General features: G+C 59.4%; 10 protein-coding genes and 1 pseudogene. 2 read left to right on the top strand and 9 right to left on the bottom strand.

All coding sequences use genetic code 11. The features are described from left to right. Window positions 1–173: 173 nt before the first annotated feature. The 4 genes from AC0L37_RS04345 to AC0L37_RS04330 form a co-directional block, all read right to left on the bottom strand. Window positions 174–359, bottom strand: a complete 186-nt coding sequence (locus tag AC0L37_RS04345) for a hypothetical protein (protein WP_269370849.1) — start codon at window positions 357–359, stop codon at window positions 174–176. Window positions 360–527: 168 nt separating this feature from the next. Next, a complete protein-coding gene (locus AC0L37_RS04340) occupies window positions 528–1,805 on the bottom strand; it encodes a TRAP transporter large permease (protein WP_212657211.1) in 1,278 nt (425 codons plus the stop codon). Window positions 1,806–1,820: 15 nt separating this feature from the next. Next, window positions 1,821–2,396, bottom strand: coding sequence for a TRAP transporter small permease (locus tag AC0L37_RS04335; protein ID WP_269370852.1), 576 nt, complete (start codon window positions 2,394–2,396; stop codon window positions 1,821–1,823). 30 nt (window positions 2,397–2,426) lie between these two features. Next, window positions 2,427–3,404, bottom strand: a complete 978-nt coding sequence (locus AC0L37_RS04330; protein WP_212657209.1) for a sialic acid TRAP transporter substrate-binding protein SiaP — start codon at window positions 3,402–3,404, stop codon at window positions 2,427–2,429. Between the two features lie 201 nt (window positions 3,405–3,605). Between AC0L37_RS04330 and AC0L37_RS04325 the strand changes: the two genes are divergently transcribed. Continuing rightward, window positions 3,606–4,358, top strand: coding sequence for a GntR family transcriptional regulator (locus AC0L37_RS04325; RefSeq protein ID WP_282221896.1), 753 nt, complete (start codon window positions 3,606–3,608; stop codon window positions 4,356–4,358). Window positions 4,359–4,400: 42 nt separating this feature from the next. On the opposite strand, the gene AC0L37_RS04320 is transcribed toward AC0L37_RS04325, so the two are convergent. From AC0L37_RS04320 to AC0L37_RS04300, 5 genes are all read right to left on the bottom strand, one after another. Beyond that, window positions 4,401–5,360 (bottom strand): ABC transporter permease, encoded by a 960-nt coding sequence (locus AC0L37_RS04320; RefSeq protein WP_473314414.1) that lies wholly within the window; start codon window positions 5,358–5,360, stop codon window positions 4,401–4,403. 8 nt (window positions 5,361–5,368) lie between these two features. Further along, window positions 5,369–6,418: an ABC transporter permease gene (locus AC0L37_RS04315; protein WP_212657207.1), complete on the bottom strand. Its 1,050-nt coding sequence runs from the start codon at window positions 6,416–6,418 to the stop codon at window positions 5,369–5,371. After that, window positions 6,415–7,947 (bottom strand): sugar ABC transporter ATP-binding protein, encoded by a 1,533-nt coding sequence (locus AC0L37_RS04310; protein WP_282221897.1) that lies wholly within the window; start codon window positions 7,945–7,947, stop codon window positions 6,415–6,417. The genes AC0L37_RS04315 and AC0L37_RS04310 overlap by 4 nt, the downstream gene beginning before the upstream one ends. 163 nt (window positions 7,948–8,110) lie before the next feature. Then, the gene (locus AC0L37_RS04305; protein ID WP_282221898.1) at window positions 8,111–9,247 is read right to left on the bottom strand and encodes a sugar ABC transporter substrate-binding protein; all 1,137 of its coding nucleotides are present in this window, start codon (window positions 9,245–9,247) and stop codon (window positions 8,111–8,113) included. Window positions 9,248–9,358: 111 nt separating this feature from the next. Next, window positions 9,359–10,108, bottom strand: a complete 750-nt coding sequence (locus AC0L37_RS04300; protein WP_212657204.1) for a FadR/GntR family transcriptional regulator — start codon at window positions 10,106–10,108, stop codon at window positions 9,359–9,361. A gap of 593 nt (window positions 10,109–10,701) precedes the next feature. On the opposite strand from AC0L37_RS04300, the pseudogene ytfQ reads away from it, so the two are divergent. Further along, a pseudogene (gene ytfQ, locus AC0L37_RS04295) lies at window positions 10,702–11,627 on the top strand (galactofuranose ABC transporter, galactofuranose-binding protein YtfQ). Window positions 11,628–11,686: the final 59 nt, after the last annotated feature.

Below are 11,686 nucleotides of genomic sequence, written 5' to 3'. Positions count from 1 at the left end.
CGCGCGTTTATCACAGCATCGGGCATGAGCATCCGTCTCTGTCGCGTCCGAAATCATGATCCTCCCAAACCATGAAGCCTTTGTTACATTCTACTGCGGAACGTTATCATTGGCGTTGCCGGACCGCATGAGGCTGTCACATGGGTTCGCAGCAGGTGCGCATCGGTGGCGATCTAGTTCCTGATATAGTCGCGATAAAGTCCGAGCAGCGCCTGACGAGACCCGGCCAACCATATGCTGACTGTTTCAAGCATGCCCGGCGGGTCGCGGTAATCCGCCAACAGGCGCTCCGCGAGACGATAGCCTTCACGCACGATGCGACGTTCATCAAGTGGTTGGCCTACAGATGGAACGCGCATGGCACCCTCGCAGATATGGTTGACGAAACCTTAACGCGTGATGGCAGCGGAGTCTGACCAAGCTCCAGTTATGGTTTACGCGGGCAGGCTGCCGCGGCGGCTGGACAGTATCTGGCCGCAAAAAAGCCGCCGCAGTGACGCGGCGGCTTTTGTTTTGTCAGAGTGGCCTCAGCGATACAGCAGCGTGGGTAGCCACATGGTGATCTCGGGCACGAAGGTCAGCAGCAACAGCACAGTGACCAGCGGGATCAGGAATGGCGCCGTCGCCGTCACGCAGCGCTCAAACGGCACGTTGGCCACTTTTGAGAGCACATAGAGCACCATGCCCACCGGGGGCGTCAAAAGGCCGATCATCAGGTTCAGGATCATGATGATGCCGAAATGTACCGGATCGATGCCCAGGCTGACCGCCACCGGCAGCAGCACCGGGGTGAGAATGGTGATGGCGGCGATGGTCTCCATGAAGCAGCCAATGACCAGCACGATCAACGTGATCAACAGCAGCAGCAAGACCTTGTTGTCGGTCACCGCCAGCAGTCCCTGCGAAAAGTTCAGGGCCACCTGATTGGCGGTCAGTATCCAGGCAAAAATGGTCGATGCCGCCACGATCAGCATGATGGCCGCGGTGGTTTCCACCGTATCCATGGACACCCGCATGATCGTTTTGAAATCCAGCGTCCGATACACCACCACGCCCAGGAACATGGCATAGGCCACGGCCCCGATAGCGGCTTCGGTGGGGGTGAACAGACCACCAATAATACCGCCGATAATGATCACGGGCGTCATCAACGGCATGATGGCATGCAGCAGGCTATTGCCGAAGCGGCCCAGGTTGAAGCGCGCATCGCGCGGATAATTCCGGCGGCGGGCGAACCAGGCCACCATTAGCATCAGCGAAATGGCCATCAGCAGACCCGGCACCAGTCCGGCAGCAAACAGCTGGCCGATTGAGGTATCCGCCATCACGCCATAGATCACCAGGGGCAGCGAGGGCGGGATGATCGGGCCGATGGTCGATGAGGCCGCAGTGATACCCACGGCAAAATCGGTGTCATAGCCGGCGTCGCGCATGGCCTTGATTTCGATATTGCCCAGCCCGCCGGCATCGGCCACAGCCGCCCCTGACATGCCCGCAAAAATCACGCTGGCGCCGACATTGACGTGGCCCAGACCGCCATGCATCCAGCCCACGGTCGCGCGGGCAAAGGCAAAGATGCGCGAGGTGATCCCCGCGCTGTTCATCAGATTGCCCGCCAGAATAAAGAACGGCACCGCGATCAGCGGAAACGAGTTGATACCATTGACCATATTGGCCAGCACGATCATCGGCGGCAGGCCGTTAAAGGTCACAAACACCAGCGACGACAGGGCCAGCGAGACGGCCACCGGCACACCCACCAGCATCAGCACGAACAGCATCAGGATCATCATCAGGATGGTCATTGCAAATGTTCCAGATCAGTCGGTGTTCAGGGAAGCATCGAAATTGGCGATGATCTGCTCAGGCGTGCTGTGCCATTTGCGCCAGAGCCAGATCGCCGAATAGACCGTCATCAGGCCCAGCGCGACCACGCAGACGGTGTAGATCCAGGCCTTGGGAATGGGCACCGTAACCATTTTCTGCTTGGTCTTGAGGATCAGCTCATAGCCGATCCAGGTCATGCTGGCGAAAAAGCCCAGTGTAATCGCCTCGGCGGTCACGGCCATGGCTTTGGAAATGCGGGGCGGCATCTTTCGGATCACGAACTCAAGCATGATGTGCGAGCCGCGCCGAACGACACTTATGGAGCCCAAAAAGCACAGCAGCACCAACAGATAGCGTGCGGCTTCTTCGGTCCAGGCCAGCGAGTCATTGAGCACATAGCGGGTGAAGAATTGTAGAAACACCACGATGGCCAGGACCCAAAAGACCAGGATGCCGGGGGCATCGATCCAGCGCAGATCAGCGATGGAGACTTCCTGGTCTTCAAACAGGATCGGCTCGGGCGCGCCATCAGCGCGCCCAGCCTCGGTTTGTTGTTTGTCCTCGTTCAAATTGGCCTCCCCCTCACCAATTGCGCCGTATTACTGAGCCAGCGCCTGCATGCGCTCGAACTGTTCCATGGTGTAGGGCACCTTGGATGGATCGGTGATGATGGGCATCAGCGCGTCCTGGAACGCCTGCTTGTCCACCTCATTGATGGTGATGCCTTCGTCGACGAACCACTGCACCAGATCAACCTCGGACTGACGGATTTCTTCGGAGCTCTTGGCTGTCGCTTCCTGCAGCACAGCACGGACAGTCTCGGCGTCGTCGCCGATCTGATCCATGGCCGAAGCAGCAATCACGATGATCAGCGAATTGCCGATATGGCCGGTTAGATTGATGTTGGACTGCACTTCATAGAACTTCTTGAACTGGATGGTCGGCAGGGGGTTTTCCTGCGCATCCACCACGCCCTGCTGCAGTGCCAGATAGACTTCTGCGAAGGCGATTGGCGTCGGATTGGCGCCAACGGCATTGGGGAACATCAGCATGAGTGGCGAATCCGGCACGCGGATTTTTAGACCCTTCATGTCTTCTGGCTTGGTGATCGGGAAGTTCGACGTCACGTGGCGATAGCCATACCAGGTGATGGCCATGACCGTATTGCCGGTCGCATCGAGATAGCCAGCCGACAGATCCTTGAACAGATCGCTGTCGCGATAGGCTGCCCAGTGATCGTAATTCTTGAGCATGAAAGGATAGTCGGAGATGGCGATCGGGCCGTAATCGCGCTCGGCGAAGTTCGGGCCGGTATAGATCATGTCGACCGAGCCAATGCCCAGGCCTTCATTGATATCGGATTCATTGCCCAGCGAGGATGCGGGAAAAATAGTGATATTGACCCGGCCATCGGTCTTGGCCTTGATCTCGTCAGCGGCCCAGACAGCCCATTTGTGATAGGACGAGCCTTCTTCATAAACGTGCGCCCAGCGCAAATCAGCGGCCAGTGCACCGCTCATGGCGACGCCCATAATGCCTGCAGCCACAGCAATGCTGCGAATGGTCTTGCCAAACATAGTCTTCCTCCCTTTTGGACCGAGCCGGGTCGTTGCCCGCCGGCCACAATTCAATTACCTTGTATACAAGCTAATGTTGTTAAGGGTTATAGCACTTGCACCCGGCACGCAAGGCAGGGATGGCCGAACCGGCCAGGGGTGTGCGACATGCCACCGGCAAAACGACCCGGGCAATGAAGGGGAACGGCACACCGCCGCAGTATGAAGAAGCCTCGCAAGCCGCGCGCGCCGAACACCGCTCCGCCAGTACTGGCCGAACGGCGTCCCCGCCCCCGCCAGAAAAACTCTGAAATCATCTATGCCGATCTGCGCGCTGCCATCAGTGGCCTGGATCTGCCCCCCGGCACCGCCCTGTCCGAGCAGGATCTGGCCCAGCGCTACGGTGTCAGCCGCACACCGGTGCGCGAGGCCATTTTGCGGTTAAGCGAAGAGGGGCTGGTCGATGTCGTCCCCCAGTCGGGCACCTTCGTTTCGCGCATTCGGCTTTCTTTGGTACGCGAAGCGATGATGGCGCGGCGCGCCCTCGAAGCCGCCACTGTTCGGGCAGCGACCGCACAGGCGAACCCGCATTACTTCGCCCAGCTCGAGATCAATCTGGCCGAGCAGCAGCGCCATGCCGACGCCGGTGACATCAAGGCCTTCCACCACGCCGATGAAGCCTTCCACGCCGCCTTTGCCCAGATCGGCAGATACCCCAGCCTGTGGACACTGATTCAGCAGGTCAAAGTCCATATCGATCGCTATCGCTGGCTGACCCTGCCTCAGCAAGGGCGCATGTTGCTCGTGGTGAAGGAGCACGGCGCCATTGTCGCGGCAATGTCCAGGGGCGACGCTGATACCGCCGTGGCACTGATGGACGAGCACCTCAGCAAGCTCAAACCCGACATGGAGGCATTCCGCACCCTGTGGCCGCACTATTTCATCGAAGACCTCGACGAAGCCGACCTGTCCTGAACCCTGCGGGCGTCCTCTGCATAGAGGCGGTTTTCTGACAGCCTAGGACACGACCTTCTGGCCCCGGCCATACACCAGCAACATGCCGACGATCACCGAGCCATAGATCACCTGCCGGCCGGCCTCGGGCATCTGCATGATCGAGAGCACCGAGTTGAGCAGTACGATCAGCACAACGCCGATAATCGTGCCGGTATAACGCCCCTGCCCGCCCAGAATGCGGGTACCACCCAGCACCACCGCCGCGATTGACGGCAACAGAAACGCATTGCCCATTCCCTGATAGGCCTTGGCCGAATATCCGGCCAGCAACACCCCGGCCAGCGCCGCGCATACCCCCGAAATCACGAAGGCGCCGATGATCACCCATCGCGTATTGATGCCCGACAGATAGGCGGCGGCTTCACGATTGCCCGTGGCATAAACCGATCGCCCAAAGCTGGTACGCTTCAGAATAAAGGCGATCACGACCGAAACCAGCGCCCACACGAAGATCGCCACGGGAATGCCCAGAACCTTGTCGGCAGCCAGAAACCGCATCAGCGGCGTGGCCTGATCGGGCGGCGCAAAGCCACCGGTATGGGCCACCATCAGGCCGCGCAGCACCGAGTCGATGCCCAGCGTGAAGATCATTGATGGAATGCGCAGATAGGCCACACCGATGCCATTGGCCAGCCCCACCGCAACGCCTACGCCGATCGCGGTCGGTATCGCCAGATCGCCACCGACAGTGGTCGCCATCATCGCCGCCGCGGTCAGTGTCCACGGTATGCTCAGATCGATATGGCCCAGCAGAATGACCATCATCATGCCGGCCGCCACAATACCGAGAAACGCACCGGTCTGCAGTTGTTGCAGCATGTAATTGGGCGATAGCAGCGGCGCCGTACCCTGGGTCATTAACGTGTAGACCGTGCCAACCAGCAGGATGACGACAATGAAGCCAGAGGCAATGACCGATGGCCTGCTGTCTGGGGTTATGCGCGAGAAAAGAGACTGCAAGATATCACCTATCGAAAGAGGTCGAGGCGGTTTTTGACCCGCAGCGTTCTGATGGCGCCCAGACTGACAGCGGCGAGCAGAACGATACCCTCCACCAGCGGCTGCAGCAGCGGATCAATGGAAACGATGCGGAAGTAGAACGAAATCACGCGCAGGATGAGTGCGCCGACCAGTGAACCGATGGCGCTGCCCACGCCCCCCATCAGCGACGTGCCACCCAGCACCACCGCCGCAATCGAGTTCAGCGTATAGGTGCCCGCCTGAGTGATATCGGCATTGCCCGACGAGGTCTGAATGGCCAGATAAAGCCCGCCACAGGCTGCAAAGAACCCGCCCAGCGTGAACGCGGCGATCTTGGCGCGGTTGAGCGGCAGGCCCGACATGAAGGCAGCGCCTTCCGATGAGCCGATGGCATAGACCGTGCGCCCGGTCACCGAGCGACGAAATGGTATCCAGGTGGCCGCTGCGATACCGAACAGAAAGATGAAAGGCACCGGGATCCAGGCCAGCGGTTGAAACCAGCCCGCATCCGGATCAAACAGCTTATAGGTGTCGACAAAATCCCACAGCGAATTGGTCATCGCCCAGTTCAGGTCACTATCGACATTCCCACCCGGATTGGGCCGGATGAACAGCGCCAGCCCCATCGCGATCGCCCCGGTCGCCAGCGTGGCGATAATCGGCTGCAAACGCCCATAGACAATGATCAGCCCGTTCATCAGGCCGAAGGCAGCGCCTGACATCAGCGTGATGACCATCCCCAGCATGATCTGAGCCGGCGAACCATGCACCAGTTCGGAGGCAATGCACGCCGCCAGCGTCATCACGGCGCCGACCGACAGATCAAGCCCGCCCAGCAACACCGGCAATGTCTGCGCCATGGCCACAAACGCGATGGCCACAACTTCATTGGCATTTTGCACCAGCACCGCCGTGGAGAAGCCGCGCGGATGCATGAAATTATAGGTGATATAGAGAACCGACAGCAGGATCAGGGCGCCAAAGAAGCCTCGGTTCTGGCGGACATTGGCAGCCAGGGCGCGGGTGAAATCGCTCATGCTGCGGCTCCCGTATCAATGTTGAGGGCAGCGGCAACAATGGCCTCTTCGGTGATTGCCTCTCCGCGCAACTCCGTCAGAATGGCGCCGTCATACATCACCGCCACACGGTCACAGCACCCGATCAGTTCGGCATAGTCGGTTGAGTAGAACAGGATCGCCTTGCCCGCATCGGCGAGATCACGCATCAACTTGTAGATTTCCTGCTTGGTCCCGACATCGATGCCCCGCGTCGGGTCATTGAGCAGGATGATGTCCGGATCGGTCATCAGCCACTTGGCGATCACCACCTTTTGCTGATTGCCACCCGACAGTGTGGCCACCGCGTCTTTGGATTGGCCGATCTTGATCTGCAGTTTGGAGACGCCGTCAGCCACGGCCTGTTTCTCAAGCGCGGGAATGATGAACGGGCCGCTGGAGATCTTGTCATAGGAAGCCGCCAGCAGATTGTCGGCAATCGACATTGGCAGCATCAGCCCTTCGGTCTTGCGATCTTCGGGCACCAGCGCAATGCGGGCCTGCCCCGATTTCGATGCGGCGGGTGAGTTGGGAATACCGATACTCCCGCCAGCGTTCACCGTGCCCTGCACGCCGCGCAGCACACCGAACAGCGCCAGCAGCAATTCCTTTTGTCCCTGACCATCCAGCCCGCCAAGCCCAACGATCTCGCCAGCACCGACACTCAGGTTCACCCCATTCAGCCGGTTTTCCCATTTGAGCTCTTCAGTGCTCAGGCACGGCGCATGCTCTTTGGCGGCAGGCTTGGGCGGAAACTGCGCCTCGACATCGCGTCCGATCATCATGCGCACGATATCACGATCAGACTTCGCGCCTTTGGCAAAGGTCTCGACATGGCTGCCATTGCGGAACACCGAAAGCGTGTCACACAGCGCTTCCACCTCGTTCATGCGATGAGAGATAAACAGGCTCGCAACATTGTCCGCCTTGAGCTCCGCCAGCAGGTCATAGACCGTTTGAACATCGCGACTGGTCAGTGCCGATGTGGCCTCATCAAGGATCAGCACCTGGGGATTTTTGCCCAGCGCCTTGGCGATCTCCACCATCTGGCGCCGCGACAGGCTGAGATCGCGCACCAGCGCGTTGGGATCAACATCCTCACACTTGATGCGGGCCAGCAGCGCTTCGGCGCGACGCCGCTGCGCGCGAGCATCGATCATGCCGAAGCGCCGGGGCGGATCGGAGATCGAAATATTGTCGGCCACACTCAGATCAGGAACCAGCGACAATTCCTGGAAGATGCAGACCACCCCCGCTCTTGCCGCTTCGGACGGCGAAGCAAACAGCACTGCGTTGCCGTTGACCAGCAAACGGCCGGCATCGGGCCGCAGCACGCCCGACATGATCTTGATCAGGGTCGATTTACCCGCACCATTCTCCCCCAGAATGGCGTGCGTACTGCCCCTGCGGCAGGCAAAATCGACACCTTCCAGCGCCCGCGCGCCCGAGAAGTATTTCGATACGCCACTCAATTGTACGATGGGCTGGTCAAACTGGTCACTGGACGTCAATGCGCGCTCCCATTTCCCGGTTGCGACAGGCGGCCGGAACGGTAGATGAGAATGGTCTCGGCTGGCGGCGACAATCGCTTGCCGCTCGTGATGTGAAGGCAGCGCCAAACGCTGCCTTCACCCGGGATACCCGCCGGCCCTGTTTGGCTGACGGGAGCAACAACTAGGTCGCGTCTGCTTCGCTCTGCGCCATGATCGACGGGCCGGTAATGTTCACGCCACAGGCCGGGAACTCGTTCACCGTGAAGAAATTGTCGGGCAGATCCGACCAATAGTTCACGCCATCCTCGAGCTCGTCATAGGTTGCCACAGGCAAGGGCACCGAAATCAGCTGTGGCATCACATTGCCTTCCAGCGCCGACACCGCTGCCTTCATCGCAATGGCCACAAGACCGGGCGACTGGCCAATCGAGATACCCTTAAGCCCTTCGGCCGAGTGCTCGGCCATCAGCTTGCGGAAGCCATTTTCGGACTCGCCAGCAACCGGCACCATCGGATGCCCAGCATCCAGCATCGCCTGAACCACGCCCGTTGTCCCGCCTTGAGCCAGAATGGCGTCAAAGCTGCCGTGGACAGCGATGGCGTCGGCCACGACCTTCTGAGCGGTCCCATCGTCCCAGTTGCCAACAACCGAGACGCGCTCCCAGTCACCACCGGACTCATCCAGAACGGCGTTGATGCCGATAGAGCGGTCCCGGTCCACAGAATTGCCGGCCAGCCCGCGCACTTCAAGCACCTTGCCCGAAGTCTTGCCGTCCTCGGCGAGTTGATCGAGGACAAACTGCGCCCAGGTCCGGCCCATCGCCAGCTGGTCCTCATTGATCTGCATCACCGCGTCGGTATCGAGCACATTGTCGAACGGCACGATCACGACGTCCTGTCGGTCGGCAAGCTTGATTACCCGGTCAAAGCCCTCGGGAGACACCGCAATCGTCACGATGGCGTCAAAGCCCTGGTTGATGAAGTCCTCAATCGCGCCCAACTGGGTGGCCGCATCCGTCCCGGTCGAGACAACCTTGAATTCAGCCAGCTTGTCCTTCATCGACGGATCTTCCGCAAAGGCCTTGGCGGTCTTGATCATCTGGATGCGCCAGCCATTGCCGACAAAGCCATTCACGATGGCGACCTTGTAGGGGCCCTGCTTGGCTGGCCACTGGAAAAAGCTTGTCTCCGCGTCCCAGGGCGCAAAGCAGCCCGGATCAACGCCCGGACCGGCCACAACCGCTGGCGCCGCCACCGATGCGCTTGTCGACAGCATCAAGCTGGTCACACTCGCGGCGATAAATATATTGAGTTTCATAGGTTCCTCCCTTGGTGCCTGAGTGCACCTTGTGTTGACGCCACCTGAGGTGGTCATCAAACCTGTCTTGCCGTGTTGCCTCCCCGCACCACGGCAGATTGCTCGGCGCCCCTAGGCGCTGAAATGCCTGAAGCCCGCCTCCAAATGCGTTTTCATTTTGTACTGGTAGGCAGTGCCGTCCCGCTTCTCGAGCGCATCCACGATCTCGTTGTGCTCTTCAAACGTCGCGGTCGAGAAGGTGTGCCGGGTCTTGCCGCGCAGCATGATGCGCAGGATCACTGGCTTCATGATTTTGTACACGTCCAGCATGGCCTTGTTGTCCATGATCTGGATCAGCCGCGTATGAAACCGGAAGTCAGCTTCGGACGCATCCAGCGCCAGTTCGGCCTTCTTCAGCTCTTCATTGGCAGCCCGCAATGCCGCGATATCGGCCGCATTGACCTTCTCGAACAGCAGATCGACCGAGGACACTTCGAGCAGACCGCGAAAGCCCTGAATATCGGCGAACGTGTCGCGCGACACTTCCAGCGTATTGAATGAGAACAGGTCGAGCGCGCGCTCCATCCGGTCATCAATGATCGTTGCACCCACTTTGGGGCGCACCGACACGATGCCGTAGGCTTTGAGAATGCGCATCGCCTCGCGCACCGTATTGCGGCTTGAGGAGAAACGCTCGCACAGCTCGCGCTCAGTTGGCAGATTGTCGCCAACACCCAGCCCCTCACTCGAAATCAGGCCCCGAATATTGAGCACCATCTCGTCTACCGCGGAGTGGGACGAGGAGCGGATGACGGCATCGGACACGCCGCTGGCCGTGGCGTCCCTGTCGGCGGCATTGGCATTGCTCTTTGATGCACTCACGCACGTCGCTCCTATTTGTTGGACAAATGGATAAATTACTCGCGATTAAGAGTCAAATTTCTTCATATTATCGCGAATTTCAGCGTTTTTGATATTCTTGGGCCAACGAATAGAGGAAATTCGGCGCAATCTGCCATCTTCGCCCTGGAGTGATTGATCGATCTGCGGTCCAGAAATTGAGCCGCATCTGTCTTTTGCGACGTTGGCGACAGGTGCCGCGCGCCTTCGCCCCGCGGACCCGGCTTTGCGGTAAAAGCCCCTTCGCTCTGAGGGCCAGCAGCGACAAATTCAGGGGTAACGGTTCAGAAAAATTTGAGACACCCACACCATCTCGCTACCGACCAGCCCGTCAAACCTGGCCTGGTTCATGTGGATTTCCTGCCTCTTTTCAACGAGTTAAGCGACTAGCACTTGGTCTAGCCCGACCTGGAAGCTACCTGCGGGCACTGGCCTCGATTCCATCTTTACATATAATAGTACTTTATATAGCGTCCTGTCATCGCCGCAGGTGAACACACCGCTGCGATCATTTTTGGGAGGACATCGTGAACATCATTTCCAAGCTTGCCATCGCGGCAAGCCTCGCTACCGCTTTGACATCTGTCGCCATCGCTCAGGACAATCTGAACGGCCTCACTGTCGGCTTCAGCCAGATCGGCTCGGAATCGGGTTGGCGCGCTGCCGAGACCTCGGTCACCAAGCAGCAGGCCGAAGAGCGCGGCATTGATCTCAAATTTGCCGACGCACAGCAGAAGCAGGAAAACCAGATCAAGGCGATCCGCGGCTTCATTGCCCAGGGCGTTGACGCCATCATGGTTGCGCCGGTCGTGGCCACCGGCTGGGACGACGTACTGACTGAAGCCAAGGAAGCCGAAATCCCCGTCATTCTGCTCGATCGCGGCGTGGACGCGTCTGAAGATCTCTATCTCACCTCGGTTGCATCAGATCAGATCAAGGAAGGTCGCGTTGCTGGCCAGTGGCTGGTCGATGCGGTGGGCGACGCCGACTGCAAGGTCGTCGAGTTGCAGGGAACCGTGGGCTCCACCCCGGCCATCAATCGCAAGCAGGGCTTTGAAGAAGCGCTCGCCGGTCATGACAATCTGACCATCGCCCGCAGCCAGACCGGCGACTTTACCCGTTCCAAGGGCAAGGAAGTCATGGAAGGCTTCATCAAGGCTGAAAACGGTGGCGCCGATATCTGCGCCGTCTATGCCCACAATGATGACATGGCTGTTGGCGCCATTCAGGCGATCAAGGACGCCGGCCTCAAGCCCGGCACCGATATCAAGGTCGTCTCGATTGACGCCGTTCCAGACATCTTCGCTGCCATGGTTGCTGGTGAAGCCAACGCCACTGTTGAGCTGACACCCAACATGGCCGGCCCCGCTTTGATGCCCTCTCTGCCTATCTTGCCGATGGCACGGCGCCCGAGAAGTTCATCATCACCGAGTCCAAGCTCTACACCCCTGCCGACAACCCACAGGGTGAATATGACACCCGCAAGGGTCTGGGCTACTAATCAGACCTGACACATCTGTCCCGCCGGCTCACGCTGGCGGGACTTGCTTCGCGACACAG

It is taken from the genome of Devosia sp. J2-20, assembly GCF_055808475.1.
This window is presented reverse-complemented; position numbering and strand designations above follow the sequence as displayed.